Annotated in this window: 17 protein-coding genes, 2 rRNA genes and 4 pseudogenes; 9 read left to right on the plus strand and 14 right to left on the minus strand. The window is 33.2% G+C overall.

The genetic code is table 11. The features are described from left to right. Positions 1-756, plus strand: a complete 756-nt coding sequence (gene pstB, locus AACL19_RS05585; RefSeq protein WP_339045513.1) for a phosphate ABC transporter ATP-binding protein PstB — start codon at positions 1-3, stop codon at positions 754-756. Positions 757-896: 140 nt separating this feature from the next. Continuing rightward, the gene (locus AACL19_RS05590) at positions 897-1,817 is read left to right on the plus strand and encodes a hypothetical protein (protein WP_339045514.1); all 921 of its coding nucleotides are present in this window, start codon (positions 897-899) and stop codon (positions 1,815-1,817) included. A 287-nt stretch (positions 1,818-2,104) separates the two neighbouring features. Here the strand turns inward: AACL19_RS05590 and AACL19_RS05595 are convergent. The 7 genes and pseudogenes from AACL19_RS05595 to AACL19_RS05625 all read right to left on the minus strand — a co-directional run bounded on the left by AACL19_RS05595 (position 2,105) and on the right by AACL19_RS05625 (position 8,730). Continuing rightward, positions 2,105-3,323 (minus strand): annotated as a pseudogene (locus tag AACL19_RS05595) (IS256 family transposase). Between the two features lie 193 nt (positions 3,324-3,516). Beyond that, complete coding sequence (locus tag AACL19_RS05600) at positions 3,517-3,666, minus strand: hypothetical protein (RefSeq protein WP_339045515.1); 150 nt, start codon at positions 3,664-3,666, stop codon at positions 3,517-3,519. 231 nt (positions 3,667-3,897) lie between these two features. Then, a complete protein-coding gene (locus AACL19_RS05605) occupies positions 3,898-4,689 on the minus strand; it encodes a hypothetical protein (protein ID WP_339045516.1) in 792 nt (263 codons plus the stop codon). A gap of 31 nt (positions 4,690-4,720) precedes the next feature. After that, the gene (locus AACL19_RS05610; RefSeq protein ID WP_339045517.1) at positions 4,721-6,892 is read right to left on the minus strand and encodes a hypothetical protein; all 2,172 of its coding nucleotides are present in this window, start codon (positions 6,890-6,892) and stop codon (positions 4,721-4,723) included. A 117-nt stretch (positions 6,893-7,009) separates the two neighbouring features. Continuing rightward, positions 7,010-7,426: a hypothetical protein gene (locus tag AACL19_RS05615; protein ID WP_339045518.1), complete on the minus strand. Its 417-nt coding sequence runs from the start codon at positions 7,424-7,426 to the stop codon at positions 7,010-7,012. Positions 7,427-7,636: 210 nt separating this feature from the next. Next, positions 7,637-7,771: a hypothetical protein gene (locus AACL19_RS05620; RefSeq protein WP_339045519.1), complete on the minus strand. Its 135-nt coding sequence runs from the start codon at positions 7,769-7,771 to the stop codon at positions 7,637-7,639. Then, a complete protein-coding gene (locus AACL19_RS05625; RefSeq protein WP_339045520.1) occupies positions 7,771-8,730 on the minus strand; it encodes a hypothetical protein in 960 nt (319 codons plus the stop codon). Before AACL19_RS05625 ends, AACL19_RS05620 begins: the two co-directional genes overlap by 1 nt. Positions 8,731-9,044: 314 nt before the next feature. Here AACL19_RS05625 and AACL19_RS05630 point away from each other — a divergent pair, with 314 nt between their 5' ends. Continuing rightward, on the plus strand, positions 9,045-9,995 hold the full coding sequence (locus AACL19_RS05630; RefSeq protein ID WP_339045521.1) for an Rpn family recombination-promoting nuclease/putative transposase: 951 nt from the start codon (positions 9,045-9,047) through the stop codon (positions 9,993-9,995). Positions 9,996-10,739: 744 nt separating this feature from the next. On the opposite strand, the pseudogene AACL19_RS07145 reads toward AACL19_RS05630, so the two are convergent. The 5 genes and pseudogenes from AACL19_RS07145 to pstC all read right to left on the minus strand — a co-directional run. Beyond that, positions 10,740-10,854 (minus strand): annotated as a pseudogene (locus AACL19_RS07145) (IS5 family transposase); the annotation flags it as partial. A 750-nt stretch (positions 10,855-11,604) separates the two neighbouring features. Continuing rightward, on the minus strand, positions 11,605-12,252 hold the full coding sequence (gene fsa, locus AACL19_RS05640) for a fructose-6-phosphate aldolase (RefSeq protein ID WP_339045522.1): 648 nt from the start codon (positions 12,250-12,252) through the stop codon (positions 11,605-11,607). Positions 12,253-12,254: 2 nt separating this feature from the next. Then, positions 12,255-12,605: a F0F1 ATP synthase subunit epsilon gene (locus AACL19_RS05645; RefSeq protein ID WP_339045523.1), complete on the minus strand. Its 351-nt coding sequence runs from the start codon at positions 12,603-12,605 to the stop codon at positions 12,255-12,257. Further along, positions 12,598-14,055, minus strand: a complete 1,458-nt coding sequence (gene atpD, locus AACL19_RS05650) for a F0F1 ATP synthase subunit beta (RefSeq protein ID WP_339045524.1) — start codon at positions 14,053-14,055, stop codon at positions 12,598-12,600. The genes AACL19_RS05645 and atpD overlap by 8 nt, the downstream gene beginning before the upstream one ends. A gap of 68 nt (positions 14,056-14,123) precedes the next feature. Beyond that, on the minus strand, positions 14,124-15,209 hold the full coding sequence (gene pstC, locus AACL19_RS05655) for a phosphate ABC transporter permease subunit PstC (protein ID WP_410519852.1): 1,086 nt from the start codon (positions 15,207-15,209) through the stop codon (positions 14,124-14,126). Positions 15,210-15,374: 165 nt separating this feature from the next. On the opposite strand from pstC, the gene rpmH reads away from it, so the two are divergent. The 3 genes from rpmH to AACL19_RS05670 all read left to right on the plus strand — a co-directional run bounded on the left by rpmH (position 15,375) and on the right by AACL19_RS05670 (position 16,209). Then, the gene (gene rpmH, locus AACL19_RS05660) at positions 15,375-15,509 is read left to right on the plus strand and encodes a 50S ribosomal protein L34 (protein WP_339045526.1); all 135 of its coding nucleotides are present in this window, start codon (positions 15,375-15,377) and stop codon (positions 15,507-15,509) included. Further along, positions 15,502-15,852: a ribonuclease P protein component gene (gene rnpA / locus AACL19_RS05665; RefSeq protein ID WP_339045527.1), complete on the plus strand. Its 351-nt coding sequence runs from the start codon at positions 15,502-15,504 to the stop codon at positions 15,850-15,852. Before rpmH ends, rnpA begins: the two co-directional genes overlap by 8 nt. A gap of 75 nt (positions 15,853-15,927) precedes the next feature. Continuing rightward, complete coding sequence (locus AACL19_RS05670; RefSeq protein WP_339045528.1) at positions 15,928-16,209, plus strand: hypothetical protein; 282 nt, start codon at positions 15,928-15,930, stop codon at positions 16,207-16,209. A 12-nt stretch (positions 16,210-16,221) separates the two neighbouring features. On the opposite strand, the gene rrf is transcribed toward AACL19_RS05670, so the two are convergent. Further along, positions 16,222-16,331 (minus strand): 5S ribosomal RNA (rrf, locus tag AACL19_RS05675). Between the two features lie 51 nt (positions 16,332-16,382). Next, positions 16,383-19,173: ribosomal RNA gene (locus AACL19_RS05680) — 23S ribosomal RNA — on the minus strand. 292 nt (positions 19,174-19,465) lie between these two features. On the opposite strand from AACL19_RS05680, the gene ppdK reads away from it, so the two are divergent. The 3 genes and pseudogenes from ppdK to AACL19_RS07150 all read left to right on the plus strand — a co-directional run. After that, positions 19,466-22,081 carry a pyruvate, phosphate dikinase gene (ppdK, locus tag AACL19_RS05685; protein ID WP_339045529.1) on the plus strand — a complete coding sequence of 872 codons (2,616 nt, stop codon included), beginning with the start codon at positions 19,466-19,468 and terminating at the stop codon, positions 22,079-22,081. A 276-nt stretch (positions 22,082-22,357) separates the two neighbouring features. Next, positions 22,358-22,734 (plus strand): annotated as a pseudogene (locus AACL19_RS05690) (IS630 family transposase); the annotation flags it as partial. Positions 22,735-23,212: 478 nt separating this feature from the next. Next, positions 23,213-23,556: pseudogene (locus AACL19_RS07150) on the plus strand (IS4 family transposase); the annotation flags it as partial. Between the last annotated feature and the right edge of the window lie 129 nt (positions 23,557-23,685).

Here is a 23,685-nt window from a genome sequence, read left to right on the forward strand (position 1 = left end):
ATGACGCAAATTTTCTCATCAGTTAAAAACTTAATCTTATGGTATGGCTCAAAACAAATCTTATCCAACTTAAATTTAAATATTTACAAAAAAGAAATTACAACTTTTATAGGAGCATCTGGTTGTGGTAAATCTACGTTTTTGCGCTGCTTTAATCGCATGAATGACTATATTTCCGGATGCAAGATTATAGGAGAAATTGTAATTGATGGAGTAAATATTTACAGCTCTGATATGGATGTAGTTCTGCTTAGATCCAAGGTAGGCATGGTATTTCAAAAGCCTAACCCTTTTCCTAAATCAATATATGATAATGTTGCTTATGGACCAAGGCTTCATAACATGGCAAGAACAAAAAAAAAGCTAGACGAGATAGTAGAAGAAAGTTTAACTAGGGTTGGCTTATGGGCAGATCTAAAAGAAAGGCTAAAAGACAGCGCTCTAGATCTATCTGGTGGTCAGCAACAACGTTTATGTATAGCACGTGCTATTTCTGTAAGACCAACCATGCTTTTAATGGATGAACCGTGTTCAGCGTTGGATCCGATGGCAACATATACCATTGAGAATTTAATACTTGAGCTCAAATCTAAATTTACTATTGTGATGGTTACTCATTCAATGAAACAAGCAAAAAAACTCTCTAACAATGTTGTGTTTTTTCATATGGGAAAAATTATTGAGACTGGTAAAACAGAAGAAATCTTTGAAAATCCCAAATCTCTTCAAGTAAAAGAATATATACTAGATCATTAATCTAAAGATTAATGATACTTATAGAAAGCTTTATTGAGGGAATCAATTTAAGCAAATAATATACTATTGTTACTTATTTTTTAATATATTGCGAATAAAATTACACTCAATAATTATAAAAAATAAAAAAGGGGGCAGTGATGATAAAGAATATCTCGGTCAGCAGTAACCTTATAGTGATAAAAACTGATGATGAAAAAGAGGTGGAAAATTTTACAAGATTTTTTACTACTTTAGATAAAAATAAAGCAGCAAAAACGTTATTTGCAGATGAAACTAGTATAGAATATACAAAAGAAGGTATTTTAGATGTTATCCAGCTAACTAAAGATAAAAATTTTAATTACATTGAAATTGAAACTGCAATAGATCACCTATGTAAACATGGTATGGTTATAAACAATGAAATAATAGAATATGCATTTACAGAAGCTGCAGATAAGCTAGAGCATCAAAATATTATATTTTGTTTTTACCAAAAGCATCCACAATTGAATATTAGAATCAATAAAGGAATGATGTCAATTAGGCCTATGGCTAAAGAACATTTAAATCTAAATTCTACAGCATGTAAAAAACTTATAGAACTGCTACAAAAAGAAAACAGCTTACATGGTTGTACTGTAAAAGATAATATTATTTACATATTAAGTTACACAGAAGTTCAAAACGCAATAGATTCTATAGCTCAAATATTACTTAAGTGTCACCTAATTGAAAGAAAAAATAAAGAAGAAATAGTAGAGCAGCTCATACAAATTGCATTTGAAGATTTTACCATGAGCGAGTTAAAAGTTATTAGGGGTATTGCATCATACCCTAATGATCATTCATTGAACAAACATAAAAATACCACTAAAAGAATAGAAAGTATATTTCTTGATTTAGTTGATAACAATTTTAATACAGATTCTATAGATAAGTTAAAAAGCGCTTTAAAGCAAGAAGGTGAGTTTTCTGCTGTACCTAAAATTATCATGAAAAGTATATACAAATTGAATAAGAACTTTCATGGCAAGTTAAATGCCCTTCTAAAGAGGCCCATTAATGGAAAAACCTAGAGGAGGTACAAAAATGAATAGGACTATAGAACAAGGTTGGAAAAAGTAGTAAATAAGTAAGTTAAAAAACAATATAAAAAAGGAGTGTTAGAAATGAGCACAATACAAACAAAAATACAAAAACCAAAGTTAGGATTTAGCAAAACAGCTAAGTTCTGTGAATAAAATTTAGAGAAGAGAGCCCCAACGAAGTTTAAAAATCCCATATAAACCTCAGCTGTCTTGTCGAATCTAGAGAAAATACGTCTGAAATTTTTGATTTTCCCGGGAGTGTTCAACAAACTGTGTCAAAAACTCAACTGAATTTTCAATCTGTTAGGAAAGAAGATATCAAGTTGAGAGATGGTTAAAGCCCAATTTGATATAGGCATAGTCCATTTCTGTTCTATCTTTTTTATAGCACAATATAATTGCTTATACAAGGCATTTGTGCTGGTAAAAGAGCCCTTGGTTTTAGTGAATTTCCTGATTTGTCTGTGCAGTCCCTCTATGGGATTGGTAGTATAAACTAGCTTTCTCACCGGATCAGAATACTTAAAATAGCCATTTCCCAATTATTTTGCCAGGATTTCACTACCATAGGATATTTTGCTCCCCACTTTTCTTCCAACTCAAGTAAATAATTTTCAGCTATTTCTCTATTTGAAGCTTGATATATTTTCTTCAAATCACTCATGAAAACTTTTACATCTTTGCTAGCCACATACTTCAATGAGTTGCGTATTTGATGCACTATACACAATTGCACTTCTGCGTTGGGAAATACACTGTTTATGGCTGCAGGAAAGCTTTTAAGCCCATCAACACATGCAATCATGATATCTTCCACACCCCTTTCTTTGAGATCATTCAATACTCCTAACCAAAAATTAGCACCTTCGCTTTCAGCTAGATAAAAGCCTAATACCTCTTTTTTACCCTCTTGATCTATGCCAAGTATATTATATATGCACTTGCTTACGCACCTACCATCCTCTTTAACTTTGAAAAATATTCCATCCATAAAAATTATTGGGTAAATAGCCTGTAATGACCGACTGCGCCACTCATTTATTATTGGTAATAATTTATCTGTAATGTTAGATATTGCTGCTGCTGATATCTTATGGTCGTAAATTTCTTCGATATGCGATGTTATATCTTTATAACTCATACCACTGGCAAACATACTAAGAATTTTTGCTTCAAGCTCAGGATGTAAATTAGTCTGTCTTTTTCTAACTACCTGGGGCTCAAAACTTCCATCTCTATCCCGAGGCGTTATAAGCTCAAATGAGTCTGAATCTGTATTTTGAACTTTTGCCATTTCTGCGATTATTTTCTTCATTCTCATTTGATAGGTGATTTTCTATTTCACCTTCTAAACTTGCTTCTATTGATCAGAGGCGTTAAAGCTCCTCCTTTCCCAGTTAAAGACCTACCTTCTCGTATAGATGATAATATATTGTTCTCCAACTCTTTATAGTCTACTAACCCTGTGTTTTTATTCGATGTTTTTTCGTTCATATGTCAACTCCATGTTTTATATTAATATTACTATTTTTTTTTGTTTGACACAGTTTGTTGAACGTTCTCGGGTATCCTGATTTATCTATATTTATTTTTTTGACCAGGATTAGGTGTGTTTTTTTAGAAAAATCTACAATCTTTATTATTTAATTTAAAAATTGACGTCTATTGTTTGCTAATGTTCTCAAATTTAAGTAAAAAAATTAATATTGAATTTTATACTACTACTGTGAGATTGCGCTTCTGCTCCGCTCATATTAGAATCTGGCATTTCTTCAGTTTGCATTTGCAATTTTTCTTCTTCTACCCTTTGTAACCTTTCTAGTTCTTGTTGCAGCATTTGTTTAAATCTCTCAGCTTCCTCTTTTGCCTGAGTTACTTTTTCCAGTGCATCACTTTTAAACTTTTCAATCTTTTCATTTTCAAACGTTGATATCGCATCTAATTTTAATTAGATATTCTACTACCTTAGTTTGTCCGCGGTAAACAGCGTAGAGTAGCTCATTACATGGCATTAGATTAGTTTATCCCAACTTAAACTGTACAATAAAAACTTTAATTTCTACAACTTTTAGCTATGCTTCTTACTTGGCATATCTATTATCTCAATATCACTATCACTTAAAGATGATGATGGTGAATTTGGATTATTGAACTGTTTAAACCCAGAATTTTGACTCATCATTGTTGCAAGCATCCTTTGAATATCACTCATTTGCTGTGCTAGTATCTGATGTTCTGCCTCTCGCTTTTTATCTCTATTTAGTAGCTCTTGTATTTGCCTATCTTTTGCTTGTATTTGCTGATCTTGTGTGTGTATTTGCTTGTCTTTTGCCTGTATCTGCGTTATCAGTTCTGCTTTTTCTTTTTCTAGCTCTTTATTTTTATCAAGGCTTGCAGTTAGCTGACTACTTAATTCTCTATTATGCTCCTCTACAGTGTTCTTCCTACAGTCATTTATAATAAGTTTTAATTCTGCTGCTGATTTTCCTGTAGATGAATGCAATTCTTTTAAAGTGTTACTACGTTCAATTCGAGCTTTAATCTTTTCATCCTTGAATTCCACACTCAAGTTTACTTCTATCAGCTTAGAGACAATCTCACTACTACTTTCCTTTTTATTTTTAGTAATAATGTCAGATATTTCCTCAAAAACTATTTTGTAAGATTTTATTTGCTCTTCAAACTTCTTAAGTGAGTAACTAGTAAACAGCCGCATAATCAACCTTTTAATTACAAATACTTTCTTGATATTATCAAAACGCACATTTAAATTTTCATCTATTGCTTTTAACTCATCCACGACTACCTGCAATTCATCATCAGCCTTCTTCTTTTTATCAGTTGCTTGTATACCGGTCATTTCTTTCCCCCTTTATATTAAAATTAACATGTTATTTATTGATTAGTGTTGTATCAATGCGTTTTTCACCATTAATAGATGCCTCCTCTAAAGCAGGATTTGGCTCATGAGTTTGATCGCCTTCCACTGTGATGTGCAACCCTTTTTCTTCTATAAATTGCTTTAACACTTGCTCCACATTATCCAGCTCTTGTTTTAACCCCTGCGCTTGTTTTTTACGCTCTTTATCATTTTTATCTAATTGCTCTAATTGTTCAGATTGTTTATCTAAATGCTCTTGTTGTTTATCTAATTGTTCAGATTGTTTATCTAAATGCTCTTGTTGTTTATCTAATTGTTCTCTCATTTTTTTGAAATCTTCATGTGTTCTCTCCTGTATCTCTTGAATTTCTTTTAAAACTTCTTTTGCCCTTTTTGCCAATCTCTCGTAATCAGCAAGTGCATCATTTTGGGTTCTTTGTGGTGTAAATTCACTGATTAAACGAAAATTATACTGATGAACTAGCTCACTAGCTAACTCTTCTGTTTCCTTCTTATTTATGCTTGTAACTGCAAACCTTCCCTTTAATAAATCAAATAAATTTTTCTCATTCATATTATAACAATGATAACTCATAAGGTAGTAACAAAGCTCATGCAACTCTTGCCTCGGAAGCTCTTGCATTTTTTCCAGTACGATCTCTTTACTTGTTTTCTCATCTGATAATTGTGCCTCTTCTTTTGCTTCACTGGCTACTTCTGTTTGACTGCTCTGCTTTTTAGATGATTTAAACCATCTTTTACTTTCCTTTTCTGCTTTTTTTGCTAGCTCCTTAGATATAAATAAAATGTTTAAATATTCTACCACTGGTAGGGTAAAATATTCATCCACCTTCTCATAATTCTCTCTCTCAGCTAGGGAATATGGTTTTGGATTTATTGAGTAAGAAAATATATAACCATTTTTCTTCTCAAAAAACTCTCGCGCTGAAGATAATATCTCACTTTGCAGCTGACACCTTTGTAACAACTTACCTACTGAAGGTTTTATGTATTTAAGATCTTCGTCATCTTGGCAATCTTTGTACAGTTTAGCTAATTCCTCAGCAAACTCTTTATATCTTTCTATATATTCATCCACTGCTTTTAAAACTTTACTCTCTATATTCCATTCTAAAGATTGAAAATCTTTCTTTTCATCTAACAGGTGCTTCTCCATAGTAGATTTACTTGCTAGTAAAAACTTATTTAATAAATCCGTCAAATACGTATGACTTACCTTTGATATCCACCATAATTTTTTTAATATTTTATCATTGAGCTGATCCAATTTTTGCTCGTTAAATAATAAGCCAATTTCCACATCAGCATAAAAACTATATTGAAAATCCCTATTAAAAACCGAAGCGTGGTTAGAGGTTGCATGCTCATAAAGATTTTTCATTATTTGCCATGTATTATTTACCCCTTGTTGCATCTCTGTTGCTCTTCTTTTGTCTTCTGCGCAGCTGTCAGCTACTTTATCTGGATGATAAGCTAAAGATAACTTCTTAAACTTTTTATTCACTTCTTCACTGAAATATTTTTCACAATCTTGTTTTCGCATTTGGTGCGATCTCATTGAATATAAACCACTATCTAAACGTTCCAGCAGTTTAGGTAAGCCGAAAAGTTCTAACGCTTCTTTTAAACTCAGCTGCATAATTGAGCCTTCTGTTTTTCCAAAAGAGAAAGTAATTCCCTCTTCAAGCACAACATCTGTATCGTCACTGACCTGAGTTTCTTGATTTAAAAAATGAATGTGCGATAGATCATTAATGTTCTTAGTTCTACCAATTTTGTGTTTTTTTACCACCTCATCCCCCTGATAAGATAATTTGTGCCATTTTATTAAATAGAAATTTAGTGATACCGAAGTAAAAATGCTCAGTATAAATCTATACCACGGGCGATAAAGCATGTAATTTTTAGCTTTTTTAATGTGGCTTTCATTTAAACTTATATCTTTAATTTTTCTGCTCCATGGCCACCACCAGTAGACTGGCATTTCACCATAGGCCCTAAGCAGTGCTTGACACTGACTTTTTGCTTCCTCACTTTCTTTATTTTGAAGTAAATATTTAGCATCAAAGTCTAAAGTATTGCACAGATGATCAAATAAGCTGCCGCCAATCCCCCACCAAAGTATCCTATACCTTTTTTGCTCTTGCAGAAAATTTATCATTCCCCCCACCATTTCAATCTATATATTTACACACTTTAATTATACATTAATCAGTATAAATTCACCTTGTAAATTAAATAAAGTTCTGTAGATGTTTTTAAATAGTTCTAAAAAAACTCAACCACCAAAAAGATATGTCTGAAATTGGGTGTATTTATCGTTCAAATTACTAAAAACATTACTGATAGAAGCTTGTTCCAAAAGAGTAGGTAAGGTAGATGGTTTATAAGATTCATGTTTAGTGAACTCTTTATCTAAAATAGCTTGTATAACACTTTTTTCCCCTAAAAAACAGTTTTTGCCGAAGCTTGATTTGTCCTTTAACTTGTCAAATTTCTTTTGATTCTCTGCGTCGAGTTCTACTTTAATCTTACTGCTATCTTCTTTATCAGGATACAAAAGAATGCTGATTTTCTCTTCTTTACCTTCCCCTTTTATGGTAAAAGACATCTTAATCTTGCCTTGCGGCACATCTGTGTAATTTCTTTGCTCTCCTAGTTTTTCAACTCTGACTATACTTTCTCCAATCTGCAATATACCAACTTTTAAGTTTAACTTATATTCTGAGTTTAAATCATCTATAATTTTATTGTTTGTAACCTTTGTCAGTTCAACAACGTTACCCTTTTCACATTTTATGTAAAAATAACCATTATCTATTGCTACTTCAAAATCATCCTTATTTTTATTTATAACACTGTTGTATGCTACGTTTTTAAGCTTGCTGTCAATCTTCCTACACTTTTAAAAAAGATCATAATCAATATCATAAGTTACATGTGTTAATCTATCATAATAGAAAAAACTGTGTTTTACTTTACCACCTTTTATAAGCAAATCTTCTATGATATTTCTTATAATTTTTAAATTACCGCCCATTAATATTTCCTCCTCTTCATAATTTCAGTCAGATCACATCCCTCACCAACTCTATGTGTTGAGGGACGCACAGCTACAACATCGTCAAGAACACCTTTCATTTTTTCAAATATTAAATTCGTTACAGTGCTATCATTATAAGATGAATTCAACCTTATCCCTCTCTTCAAATATTCATCGACTAGACACTTGATGCGTTTTAAAGCATTCTCAGTACAATTTATATTAGGGTTATGTATATTCTCTTTACGCTCTTGGTCATTTTGTGCTTCTACCTCTGCCATTTTTTGATAAAATTCATCTATCAGACTCTTTTCACTTTCAGTTAATGGTATTTCCAGCTTCATTAAAAAGGAATCTTCTGGAAGTAGGTAATCGGAACTACAACTTGAATCTTCCTCAGAACTCCAGTTGGCAGAGTCGGAATAAGTTTCATCAGTTTGCAGTACAGATTCAGCACATGAAATAGCAGTTTTTTCTGATTCTGTATTGTATTCATCTTCCTTATTTTTTAGGGTACATTGATCATCCTTTTGACCCAAAGGGAAGTTTTGTATTTCTTTTAAAAACCGAAGGTGATCAAGAGCTCTTGAACTATATTCACTGCCAGTAATGCTAGAATCGATTGATTTCTCATCTTCTTCTTTATACTCTTTTACTTTACTAGGAAAGCATGGCAAGCCATCTATACCACTTTCAGGAGTTAGTTGGTTATGTTTTTGGTTATCTGCTTCATCATTTTTTATATTACATTCTAAGCTACATTTGCGAATCTGCTCTAAAAAGTAATTATCTACCCTCTCATCCTTATATTGAACTTGTATAGAATTCTTATCTATCGTTTCAACAGGCTGCTTTTCTGCTTCTGAAATATCTACGTCTTCACCATTTGATTTAATTGATAATGTTCCTATATCAAACAATTCTTTTTTTAATCTCTCTTCTAGTACATCTGGCATGATTATATTTTTTATTTAAACGCATTTACAAATAATAGCATAACTCTGATAAAATTAAGATTTTTTAAAAGGAATAGCTGACACTTTCTTCTAAAACACACACAACCGGAGCATGATCTGATGCATTTTGTTGTTCTAATCTGTCTGTCGCTTCTGGTGATAGTAGAATGTGATCTATTCTCATACCCTTATTTTGTTGCCATTCGGTAATCCCACAGGCTAAATTCCTTGTATTCTAAATGCATCCTTAATTTTATTTAGTAAAGTTACTTTAAATAGGGTATAATTATTAAGGTTTTATTCCCTTTCTATATATGACTATTTCTAAATTTCTCGATGCTCGCAATGATGTTGCCTTCAAGAGAATATTCGGTTCTGAAAAGAATAAAGATATCCTCATTCACTTTCTTAATGATATTCTTGGTTTTACTGGTTTAGGTGCAATTTTGGAAGTTGAGTTTTTAACCACTGTTTTAGATCCTGAGATTGCCTCTAAAAAACAGAGCATAGTTGATATTTTATGTAAGGACTCTCAAAACATCAAATATATTGTCGAGATGCAATTCACTAAAACCAAAGGCTTTGAAAAACGTGCTCAATACTATGCCGCTAAAGCCTATTCAGGTCAAGCAGATCAAGGGGATAAATATCATAATCTTAAGGAAATAATCTTTGTTGCTGTTGCTGATTGCATTATTTTTCCTGACAAAATAGGCTATAAGTCAGATCATGTTATTTTAGATAGAGATAGCTTTGAGCATGATTTAAAAGACATCTACTTTACATTTATTGAACTACCCAAGTTTTCTAAGACTAAAGAAGATCAATTAGAAAATATTGTTGAAAAATGGTGTTATTTCTTTAAATATGCCGCAGAAACAAGGGAAGAGGACTTAGATAAAATAGTTGGTAGTGATTTAATTATTAAACGTGCCTATGAGGAAATGAATAAATTTAACTGGTCAGAACAAGAATTATCAGCCTATGAGCAAGGAAAAAAACGTCTTAGAGATGAAATCGCTGCTTTAGCTCAAAAATTCGATGAAGGGAAAATTGAAGGCATCCAAATCGGTACTGAAAAAGGTATCCAAATCGGTACTGAAAAAGGTATCCAAATCGGTACTGAAAAAGGCATCCAAATCGGTACTGAAAAAGGCAAAATTGAAGTGGCAAAAACAATGCTCGCCAATAATGTTGATGTAAACACCATTGTCAAGTTTACCGGCTTACCTTTAGATGAGATCAAAAAATTACAAAAAGATTAAACTGTTTTATACATTTCAGTAGCATAATGTATTGGTATAAGTCAAAAAAAGAAACTACATTCAATCAAACATTCTAAATAACTTCATTATCAATAATACTTGTTCTTCTCAACTATTTGATAATATCGCAACCTAGCTTTTTATCCATCATTTATAACCTGATTTGTTCATAAGGAAACTGCTCATTTTTATCTCTTGCAGCATTATAATATCAATTTCATCTTTGGTAATAAAGCTGCATAATCCGTTTGCGTATAGAATTCAGGTGGCAATTTTTAACATAAACTTAATACAATTATATCACTATCTATCTTTTTCTTTAAAACTAAAATATCTTTTATGGGTTATTATATAGAAATGCATCATTTCTACACTCTTTAAATCATAAATTAAAGATTTTATTATCCATTAATCTGTATATCTAACATTTCCCTATACAATATAAGCTCCATGACTTCACTATTTTCTACTACTTGCTACTAAAAACTTTGAATTGTTGTCTTTCATTCAGGGCTCTATTTTGGGTAGTATTTGCATCATTGTTCATTTTTTCTCCATATTAAGATATTAATATCTATTAAGAATAAATAAATTAATTTATCATATAATTTCAATAACAATCTACAATTTCTTGGGTAAAAAAGTATCTAAAATATCAGTGTTTAAATAATAAGGATAAGACTCTTTTTGCCATATATCCCAAGGATAGATTATGATTTAGAACTTATTTACAAAGCAGTAAATTCAAGAATATTCCCAACTTAACATAGCCTTACTCATAGCTAAATATATAAAATGATGTAGTTAGCAGATCATACTCTTTTGATAACCTCCTATTTCTATTAATCCAAGCAAAACTACTGCCCATCTTTTTGTGTAAATCCTGGATCTCGTTGTGAAAACAATTCTGGTGTTTATGCACCAAAAATCTGCACTTTTGACAATCTCAATATCTATTCCATGTTGAATGCAGTATTACAATACACATTCCTTGGTTTGTGGATAAGCTCTACAACGCGGATAGTTATGGATAATGCAGCATTTCATGAAATCGCTAAAAAAATAGAAAATGCTCTATCATATTCTCCGGATCTCAATTCGATTGAGCATTGTTGGCATATAATCAAAAGTTGGCTCAAACGCATCAACTTTCTCCTTCCTGTTGATCAACAGAAGTTTGTCGTTCAGTTTAGGAAATACTGTAGTAACTTGTTTTGGAAGTTTTGATCAACTACTTTGCAAAAGTCATCGATGAAACGTAAAATATCTTTCTTCATGTCCTTTATCTCTAAATATTTATGCTCTGTTTTCTTTCTTTTTACTTCCTCCTAACCCAGAATTGGGGTTTGAAGTAGGCTTACAACTACTCCTTCCTTTGATATGCTTGATGAACCAATTTGGATAGTTGGAGGCACAGAAATCAGCATATGTATTTGAATCAGGGTACTTATAACATCCACGTAATTTACACTCTCTAATAATTTTCCTATTGCTACTGCACCCGTTAGAACTCTATATCTATATTTAGTATAAAATACTAATTTATATCTAATGAGATGAGAATAAGTTTTAAATTTTGCTTATATTTTCTAAAATTTAAGTTTAAGAATTATTTCTGGCTACTTTTATTCCAATCTTGCAGAAAACTTGATAAACCATTCTCAGTCAGAGGATGGTTAAATAGTTGCTTTAATACTTTAACTGGCATTGTTACAACATCAGCACCAACCTTTGCTGCTTCAACTACATGAACTGGGCTGCGTACTGATGCAACAAGTATTTTAGTGTTCAATCTAGCATAATTATTATACACAGTAGCGATATCTTCTATCAAGGAAAGACCATCAAAACCTAAATCATCTAAACGCCCAACAAATGGGGAAACAAAATAGGCACCCGCTTTAGCGGCCAAAATAGCTTGTGCGGTAGAAAAACACAATGTAATATTCACTTTAATTTTATGCTTTTCTGATAAAACTTTGCATGCACGCAAGCCATCATAAGTAAGTGGCAGTTTAACAACAACATTCTTAGCTATTTTTGCTAGCTTCAATCCTTCTTCTATCATTTTATTGCAATCAGTTGCAGTAACTTGAGCACTTACTGGCCCTTTTATTGCTAGACAGATCTCAGCAATTAATACGTCACTCTTTTTTTCAGACTTTGCAATCAGTGATGGGTTTGTGGTAATACCATCAATAAATTCACTTAAATCCTTTATTTCATCCAAGTTTGTACTATCAAGAAAAAATTCCATACTTAATTTCTCATGTCTTGATTTTCTTTTTCTGCAGCAATATAGTCAAAATAATGCTGCATACTAGTTTTCTTTTTATGCCCATTAATATCACCTTTTTGTAGCTTGCTTGTTATGATGCTACAATCATTATTGGCAACTTTAAGTACTGCATCATCAATTATAACTTTTTCTTCTTTTCCTTCCAAAGTTTTAAGAGTTACCGGACCAGGGAGAAGGTAAATTATAAAAGAACTGTGATTTGGTAAGATAGTAAGCTCTCCTTCTATCGAACAAAGGGAAAGCAGGTAAACATTATCAAAAATGATTATGTCATCAGGAGAAGAAAATTCGACTCTAAAATACTCATCCATTCTTTTTCAATCCTTCAGCTTTTTTTACTGCTTCATCTATATTCCCTACCATATAAAAAGCAGCTTCCGGTAAATCATCGTACCTACCAGAAGTAATATCTTTAAAACTAGAAATAGTTTCATCAAGGGGGACAAATTTACCAGGCATCCCAGTAAATACTTCAGCGACATGAAAAGGTTGTGATAAAAACTTTTGAATTTTTCTCGCTCTAGCTACAGTTAATTTATCCTCTTCTGATAGTTCATCCATTCCCAGTATGGCAATAATATCTTGTAATGATTTATAAGTTTGCAACACTCGTTTTACTTCGCATGCAACTTCATAATGCTCCTTGCCAATAACACTTTCAGATAAAGATTGAGAGGTCGAATCTAAAGGATCAACAGCAGGATATATGCCAAGTTCAGCAATTTGTCTTGATAGTACAGTTGTTGCATCAAGGTGAGCAAAAGTAGTCGCTGGTGCAGGATCAGTTAAATCATCAGCGGGAACATATATTGCTTGGACAGAAGTAATAGAGCCTTTATCTGTTGATGCTATTCTTTCTTGCATAGCTCCCATTTCGACTGCAAGTGTTGGTTGGTAACCAACTGCAGAAGGAATACGACCAAGAAGAGTCGAAACCTCAGAGCCAGCTTGAATAAACCTAAAGATATTATCTATAAAAAATAACACATCTTGTCTCTCATCATCACGAAAATATTCAGCCATAGTAAGGGCAGTTAAAGCAACCCTTGCTCTTACCCCAGGTGGCTCATTCATCTGGCCATAAACTAAGACAGCTTGAGATTTTTCATGATCCTGCAGGTTTATCACCCCTGAAGTAATCATTTCATGATATAAATCGTTTCCCTCACGAGTACGCTCACCAACACCAGCAAAAACAGAAAATCCTTTATGAGCCTTAGCAATACTGTTAATAAGTTCCATTATAAGAACTGTTTTACCAACTCCAGCACCACCAAAAAGACCAATTTTACCACCCTTCAAATATGGAGCCAATAAATCAATTACTTTAATACCTGTAACTAAAATATCATCTGTAACTTTTTGATCAACCAGACTTGGTGGATCTGAATATATAGGACGCATACAAAACTTATTCTTAGCAGGTAATTCACAACCATCTATTATTTGACCAGTTACATCAAATATGCGTCCAAGCGTCCCGCGACCGACAGGAACTGACATTGGAGTCCCTGTATCAATAAACTCATCATCCCTTGCTATACCATCTGTACTACCCATTGCAATACAACGTACTATGTTGTCCCCTATATGTTGAGAAACTTCTAATATCAACTTCTTATCGTTGTAATCCATCTTGCTCTTTAAAGCATTTAATATTTTAGGTAAGGCATCATCAAATTTAACATCAACAACTGCTTGAGTGACCTTAATCACCTTACCTATATTACCTCTTTTATTATCTGTTTTGCTTTTACTCATTGTAATCTTTACTTTCTTTAAAGGATAAGGAGTATGAGGCTATTTTGCAATAATAAACTTAATAAAGATTACTTTCTTTTTATTATAAATAAAGCAATGGCATTAAGTGACCAAGTGATAACAAAAAGTGTTAAACTGAGAGCATAAGCAGCTAAAGTTTGTATGCTGTTAAAATCTTGATCACCTGTAAGCAATGTAGCAATTTGCACAGTAACAGTGGTAACAGAACGTAAAGGATTAAAGGTTAGTTGAGCATTTATTCCAACTGTCATTAAAACAATCATTGTCTCACCAACTGCTCTTGAAATAGCTAACAATATTGAGCTAATTATTGTAGGGAAAGCATAAGGCAACGTTATATGCCAAACAGTTTCTGCTGAAGTTGCACCAAGCGCCATAAATCCATACCGCAAAGATTTTGGTACAGATCTTATTGCATCTTCCATTAAAGAAGTAACAAAAGGGAAAATCATTATTCCAATAGCAACACCTGCTACTAAGGCATTTTCTGACTGTACACTGAGTCCAATAAGCTCAGCTAATTTTTTTATAAATGGTGATAAAAAAATCACAGCAAAGTACCCATATACAATAGTTGGTATTGCAGATAAAATTTCCAATGTCATATTAATCACATAACGCACTCTCTTATTTGCATATTCACCAATATATACAGCAGAAAATAAGCCAGCAGGTACTGCAACTAAAATTGCAATTACTGTAACTAATAAAGTACCGACTAATAAAGGAACAATTCCAAAATCATTAGCTATATTATCATCAAATATAGTTGCATTATGATTCCAGTTAGAACTGAACAAGAACTTTGATATTGGTACTTCATTGAAAAATACAAGAGATTGAAAAAAAACAGAAGATAATATGCACAGTGTTACAGAAAAAGATACTGCTATTGCAAAAAATAATAAATATTTTAATATTTTGTGTTTTTTATCTATTACAATTAGAGAGAGAAACAATATAAAAATAAAGCAAACCAGATTATAGTGACTGCTATACAAAAAAAGCATTAAAGAAAAACATGTAAGCAACAAAATAAATAAGCAATGAAGCCTAGCTTTATTAGTACAGTTTACCTTTTTACAAAAAAATAGGCTATAAGAAAGTAAAAAGATAAGAAAAAACATTATCATGAATTAAATACTTTAACTTAAATAAGTTTATCAGATTTACTAGAAAAGTTAAATTAAAGAGATAAAAATCAGATTTACATTTGTTAATATTTCCACTACTAACAAATTAGTTGACAATATCAATGTCATATAACTTAATTTAATTAATATAATATTTTTTATAAAATGAAGAGGACATATCAACCAAGCAATATAGTAAAAAAGCGTAGGCATGGTTTCCGTGCAAGAATGTCATCTAAGTGGGGAAGAAAAATCTTAAACAGAAGGCGTGCTCAAAAACGCAAAGTTTTATGTGCATGAAAAAGTTACTTGTCATAAAAAAAAAGATTTTTTATTTGCGTTAAAGAATTGTTCATTTACAAATTCAAATTATTTATCATTACGAGTTGTAAAAGAAAGCAAAGCGAGTTATTTTAACGCTACTAGAGTTGGGTTTATTGTTAGTCGAAAATCAGGAAATGCTGTTCAAAGAAATAAAATAAAAAGGTATTTTCGTATAATTTCAAAAAATATCATCACGCAAAATGCAAAGTGTGGTCATTATTACATTCTAATAGCTAACAAAAGTAGTATAAAAGCTAATCTTCAAATCTTAAAAAAAGATTTAACTTTTTGCTTAAATAAACTGAAAATGCACGTTTAAATTAATAAAAGTTTAACATTTACAGCTAAATAAATTATGCTAAAATTTGGTTAACTTCATCACAATAGTTATTGTATGCTTAAAGAAATATTTAATATCATAAAATTTTGCATCAGAATTATAGAATCTAATGAAGGAAAGCAATTTATTAAGGGAATTAAAAAAGATATTAATTCAGCGTATCAACAAGAATTACTCACATTACTTTTATTTCCAATTAAAAGTAATGTGATAATAAACAAATGTATTAGCAAAATCTTTAAAATAAATAAAATATTAACAAAGGATAAACCTAACTTAACATTAGAAGAAATCAATACAGTTGAAGAAATCAATACAGTTAAAAAAAGAAAATAAATACTTTAATAAGCCTGGCAACGACCTGCTCTCCCCTTATATAGAGTACCATAGGCGCTGAAAAGTTTCACTTCTAAGTTCGAAATGTAATTAGGTGTTTCATTTTCGCTATAACCACCAGGCCAATTAAAATATTACAAAAACTTAATTCTACATATACTCACATATGCAAGACAAATAAACCAATTGAGCTATTAGTACTGGTTAGCTTCATATGTTACCATACTTCCACACCCAGCCTATCAACGTAATAGTCTATTACGGCTCTAATAGGGAAATCTATTTTTGAAGAAGGTTTCTTACTTATATGCTTTCAGTAATTATCCTATCCATACGTGGCTACCCAGCTATGCTGTTGGCACAACAACTGGTACACCAGAGGTATGTCCAGCTCGGTCCTCTCGTACTAGAACCAGGCCTTCTCAAATTTCCTACACCCACGGCAGATAGAAACCGAACTGTCTCACGACGTTCTAAACCCAACTCACGTACCACTTTAATCGGCGAACAGCCGAACCCTTGGGACCTTCTTCAGCCCCAGGATGTGATGAGTCGACATCGAGGTGCCAAACGGTGTCGTCGATATGAACTCTTAAACACCATCAGCCTGTTATCCCCGGCGTACCTTTTATCCGTTGAGCGATGACCCTTCCATACAGAATCACCGGATCACTATGACCGACTTTCGTCTCTGTTTGGCTTGTCAGCCTCACAGTCAGGCAGGCTTATGCCATTATACTATACAGCTGATTTCCGACCAGCTTTAGCCTACCTTCGCACACCTCCGTTACTTTTTAGGAGGTGACCGCCCCAGTCAAACTACCCACCATACAATGTCCTAACTCCAGATTAATGAAGTATAGTTAGATGCCAAAAACGTAAAGGGTGGTATCTCAAGGAAGACTCCATTGCAATTAGCATCACAACTTCATTGTCTCCCACCTATCCTGCACATTAGATCCTTAGCATCAATGTAAAGTTATAGTAAAGGTGCACGGGGTCTCTTCGTCTAACCGCGGGTACCCCGCATCTGCACGGGGAATTCAATTTCGCTGAGTCGATGTTGGAGACAGTAGGGCAATCATTACGCCATTCGTGCGGGTCGGAACTTACCCGACAAGGAATTTCGCTACCTTAGGACCGTCAGTGTTACGGCCGCCGTTCACTGGGGCTTCAATTCAAAGCTTGCACTCATCCTCTTAACCTTCCAGCACCGGGCAGGCGTCAGACCCTATACTTCCACTTACGTGTTTGCAGAGTCCTGTGTTTTTAATAAACAGTTGCCACCCCCTCTTCTGTGCCACCTACTTATGGTTGCCCAAAAGCAGGTTATCTTTCTTCCGAAGTTACAGATACAATTTGCCGAGTTCCTTCAACATCGTTCTCTCAATCGCCTTAGTATACTCTACCTACCTACCAGTGTCGGTTTGCGGTACGGTCTATTTAAAGTAAATGCTATTTCCTGGAACTTTTCACCAGCATAAATCAATCCATTAAGATCTACACTAACTACAAAATTCGTCACATTTACAAGGTTTAGGAATATTAACCTAATTCCCATCGACTACTCCTTTACGGCCTTGCCTTAGGGACCGACTAACCCTACGCAGATCAACTTAACGTAGGAAACCTTAGGTTTTCGGCGAGAGTGATTTTCACACTCTTTTACGCTACTTATGTCAGTATTCTTACTTCCGATATCTCCAGCAGTTCTTTCAAACTACCTTCACAGACTTACGGAACACTCCGCTACCGTATTTATATAATATAAATACCCGCATCTTCGGTATACAACTTTAGCCCCGTTACATTTTCGGCGCAGAAAAGCTTATTATTTAGACAAGTGAGCTGTTACGCTTTCTTTAAAGGATGGCTGCTTCTAAACCAACCTCCTGGCTGTAATGGCCTTCCCACTTCCTTCCACACTTAGCTGTAATTTTGGGACCTTAGATGGCGGTCTGGGCTGTTTCCCTCTTCACTACGGACTTAGCACCCATAGTGTGTCTGCTATAAAACTATTAACTGGTATTCGGAGTTTGATTAGATTTGGTAAGATGATGAGTCCCCCTAGTCTATTCAGTGCTCTACCCCCAGTAATATCTAATATAACGCTCTACCTAAATAGATTTCGCGGAGAACCAGCTATTTCCAAGTTTGATTGGCCTTTCACCCCTAACCACAACTCATCCAATACTATTGCAACAGTAACTGGTTCGATCCTCCAATGTATCTTACTACACCTTCAATCTGGTCATGGCTAGATCACTTGGTTTCGGGTCTAATCCATTAAATTAAACGCCCTATTAAGACTTGCTTTCGCTACGCCTACACCTAACGGCTTAAGCTTACTCAACAGATTAACTCGCTGACCCATTATGCAAAAGGTACACTGTCACTTACATTATACTAATAAGATTACTCTCACTAATATAATCAAGCTCCAGCTGTTTGTAAGCATTTGATTTCAGGATCTATTTCACTCCCCTAACAGGGGTTCTTTTCACCTTTCCCTCACGGTACTAGTTCACTATCGGTCGTTAAGGAGTATTTAGGCTTGGAGGATGGTCCCCCCATCTTCAAACGGAATTTCACGTGTTCCGATCTACTCAAGAATTTATAGACTTTTTACCTATACAGGGCTATCACCTACTATAGCTATTCTTTCCAAAATATTCTAGTTTTTATCCATAAATTACTGGCCTATTCCGTATTCGCTCGTCACTACTAACGGAATCTCTTTTGATTTCTTTTCCTTTGGCTACTTAGATATTTCAGTTCACCAAGTTTGCTTTATATACCTATGTATTCAGTATATAATAATTAGTAAAACTAATTAGGTTTTCCCATTCGGAAATCTACGGATTAAAGCTTGCTGACAGCTCCCCGTAGCTTATCGCAGTCTACCACGTCCTTCATCGCCTCTTAACGCCAAGGCATCCATCAAACGCTCTTGTATGTTTATTTATTTAGACATATGTAACATATATGTAGAATTAAATATTTGCATTATAATTCTAATTGAATCGAGATTAATTATTAATCTCTACCATTAATTTCTTATACTTTTCAAACATCTATACTTAAGCAAAACTTAAGCTATAGCTTTAGTATTAAATATTAGAAAAATAATGTCAATACTTTATTTAAAAATTTATAACTATTTTTAATCGCAGAATAATATTCTCTAACACGAAGATTTATTGACGATTAAAGAATTTAGCAGTTTATTACTTGCAAGTATTCTATTTATGTATACATGGTGGAGACGTTAATATACTATTTTAGTAAAAACAAATGTGATGGTGATGCCAGTATGTACAACTTACTCGGTACAAAAGGAGCTAACCTAGCAGAAATGTGTCAGCTTGATATACCAGTTCCTCCAGGATTTACTATTACTACTGCTGCTTGTAACTTATACCATAAAAATGGTGAATTCTCTTATGAGTTATGCAAAGAATACATCACACTACTTGAAAATGAAACAGAACGTAAATTTGGTGGTATAAATAATCCTTTACTTGTTTCAGTGCGCTCGGGAAGTATCAGTTCCATGCCTGGAATGTTAGATACTATTTTAAATATCGGCTTGAATGATGAAACACTAATGGGTTTAATTAAGTATAATGGTGAACGCTTTGCATATGATAGCTACTGCCGTTTTATTCAGGTGTACGGCAGCATCGTGCTAAAAATAGATCATTCATTGTTTAATGATGTTATCGAGATTGAAAAGCGTAAAAATAATGCTCAAAACTACTCAGACTTAAGTTATAAATCTTTACAAAAAATCGTTACTAACTTTAAAGACATTGTATATAAAAACACCGGTTTATATTTTCCACAAGACGTACATAAGCAACTATATACATCCATAATCGCTGTATTTGACTCATGGAAAAATAGCAGAGCAGCCTCTTACAGACGAATTCATAATATATCAGGTGAAGTTGGTACTGCTGTTAATATACAGTCAATGGTCTTTGGAAATATGGGTAGTAATTCAGCTACTGGTGTAGTATTTACTCGCAACCCTTCAACTGGACAAAAAGAATATTTTGGTGAGTTTTTAGTTAATGCACAAGGTGAAGACATAGTGGCTGGAACAACTACTCCTTGGCCAATAAATGGCTCAGGTGAAAAAACTATGGAAAATTTAATGCCAGAAGTCTATCAAGAATTATGTATTATTTGTAATAAACTTGAAGCTCATTATTGCGATATGCAAGATATTGAATTTACTGTAGAAAATAGCAAGTTATGGATTCTGCAAACTAGATCAGGCAAACGTACTGCTGAAGCTACGATACGAATAGTACAAGATATGGTAAATGAAAATCTAATCACCAAAGAAAAAGCAATACTTAAAATTGATCCCTATATATTAGATAAACTATTACATCCCATTATTGAGACCAAAAGTGGATATAAAGTTATAGCTAGGGGTTTACCTGCCTCTCCAGGGGTTGTATGTGGTCAGGTTGTTTTTACTTCTGAAGCTGCAAAACAAGTACCAAAACAAAAAGCAATTTTAGTGCGTCTTGAAACCAATCCTGAGGATATCGAAGGGATAAATGCCTCATGCGGTATTATCACTGTAAGAGGAGGAATGACATCACATGCAGCAGTGGTTGCAAGAGGGATGGGTAGACCATGCATATGTGGTACAAATGGAATATGTATTGATGAGAGTGGAGAATTCTTTACTGTAGGAGAAGAAAAGATATTTAAGGGCGATTATATTACTATAAATGGTAGTAATGGAGAAATAATTCAAGGTGCAGTACCTATAGTTCAATCTCAATCTTCTGAAGTCTTCCAAACTATAATGAGTTGGACAGATGAGATTAGAGTATTGGGAGTAAGAGCAAATGCTGATACTCCTGAAGATGTAAAAATTGCACAGAGTTTTAATAGTGATGGTATAGGCTTGTGTCGTACTGAACACATGTTTTTTTCCACTGATAGAATCAAAATTATTCAAGAATTAATTACAGCAGATACTGATAAAGAGCGGGAGCATGCTCTAAGTAAGCTAGAGATAATACAAAAAAACGATTTCAAAGAAATATTTGCTATTATGCAAGGTAACCCAATCACAATAAGATTACTTGATCCGCCATTGCATGAGTTTTTACCGCAAAGCGATGCTGTGATAGAAGAGGTAGCCAAATCATCAGGTAGGTCTATATCTAATATAAAGAATAAAATACTTGAATTGTCAGAAAAAAACCCAATGCTTGGTCATCGTGGCTGCAGGCTTGCAATTTCTCATCCTCAAATATATGAAATGCAAACAAGAGCAATATTTTTTGCAGTGGAGGAGTTGCAAAAAGAAGAAAATATAAAAGTTGTCCCAGAGATAATGATTCCATTTATCATGGATGAAATTGAATTTAGCATTATATGCTCGATGATAGAGAAGATATCTAAAAGCTTTAATTATAACAGAAAAGATTATCTAATTGGCACTATGATAGAGTTACCAAGAGCAGCACTCACTGCAGATAAAATTGCAAAGCATGCTGATTTTTTTAGTTTTGGTACTAATGATCTAACGCAAACAACGATGGGACTATCACGAGATGATGCTACGAAATTTTTAGGTCATTATCACACGCAAAAAATACTAAAAGATGATCCTTTTGAAGTATTAGACATTAATGGAGTTGGAGAATTAATTAAAATTGCAGTAGATAAAGCAAGAAAAGCATCACCTAAAATAAAACTTGGTGTTTGTGGTGAGCATGGAGGAAACCCAAGGTCAATACACTTTTTTGCACAATTAGGTATAGATTATGTATCATGTTCCCCCTTTAGAGTTCCTATTGCCAAGCTCACCGCTGCTCAGTGTGCTATTAAACAGCAGTAAGCTTTCTCTTCTTTAGCTAGCAATGTAATATAATGCAGAAATGTTTAATAAAATACCTCTGCATCACTAGATTTAAGGTTAAAACTGCTGAGCAGCAACACCTTGCTCATTAGGTATGGCTGGGGTGGTTTGTGGGTCAGCTAGTTTTGCTTCTCTTTGGTTTTTGTGCTTCTATAGTTCTATCCATTAATATAGCCCTTCCTTTAAAGATCCGAATGAGATAAGATAAAGATTTAGGATGGTTGATGCCAGAGTTATGATTTAAGGAAAAAAGCAATTGGACGAAGGAGAAAATCTGTAGCTATAAGATATAAAATAGAACATTATATGAGTGGCAGGTAAGACGCAAAGAAGCAGGAGACTTTTTACCAAAAAAACCTGGAAGCGTTGGCTATAATCATAAAATTGGAATGAGTTTATCGAATTTGCTAAAAAGCATGGAGCTATCGAAAATAGCTGAACTTTGGGGTAATATTAATTTTCAACTGAAGAAAATTGGATTAAAAAAAGACCTATGGATATAGGGAAAGAAATAAAGAGCAGAATTCTTGAAGCAACCTAAAAGTCTGGTACGAATCAATAATACAGAACTTATGGATATTACCAGAAATGCTTCAAAATCTGGAAAAAAGAGTCAGCGTATTAGTATACTCTGAATAATGGGAAAATGGGAGTATTCTCCAAACCATACGAGTGCAGATAAGGGAAGTTGGTGGAGAGAAGAAAAAAACAGGCCTCTTAAATTTATTACAAAAAATTATAATGAGAAAAATAACTAATTTATCCTCAACGAATTTTGTAATGAGAAAGCAGATGAAATATCAACTATAACAGAAAAGAAATTGAATGATTTTGGGTAACATAGGAGTTGTAGCATAGATAGAATTATTAAATGAAGATTCTGTAAGGTTTAAATTTTAGGTTTACTGAATATGAAAAGAATGTACAACAACTTTATTTAGAAACATCTCACAATTTAAAACAATTTAAAAGCATAGGATATATTAGCCTACCTAATGATATGGAAAATTTGTATAAAGGATATGTATAGTGGTTATGAATGGGATAAAATTACATTCTAAATCATGAGCTAACAGATCAGGGTTATAGAGGCAACTGATGATTTGCTAATATCTGACTTATTGTACCAATAAACAAATGGATGAAGCTGGAGCTTATTTTGTTAGCCGTTATAAATCCGATACCAATATGTATGACATAGAAACAAATCAAAAAATAGAGTTTGTTTAGAATTTCTAGAAAGGGAAAAATTAAAGTGAGATCAAAAGAAGAAGGGCTAATAAAAAGTCTTCTCAAAAGAATCAAAAATTGGTCGATATTCATAACTAATGTTCCAGACAGTAAAATTAGCGCCATTAACAATTTACAGAGTAAATTATTTAAATTATATAAGTGATGAACTTAAAGATACAATATATGCTAAATTGTGCGCAATTCTTATATTTCATGGGTTGTACAAAACTGAAAGAGCTGAAAGGCGTTCATTGAACTAAAAATAGAGAGTTGTTTTTAGCGTTAAATAATAAAATTAAAGGCTTAAAGATCTTTCTTGAAAAGCTTGCCATAACTTGGTCACAATTTTC

The sequence above is a fragment of the Candidatus Mesenet endosymbiont of Agriotes lineatus genome (genome assembly GCF_964019585.1).
GTDB lineage: Bacteria > Pseudomonadota > Alphaproteobacteria > Rickettsiales > Anaplasmataceae > Mesenet.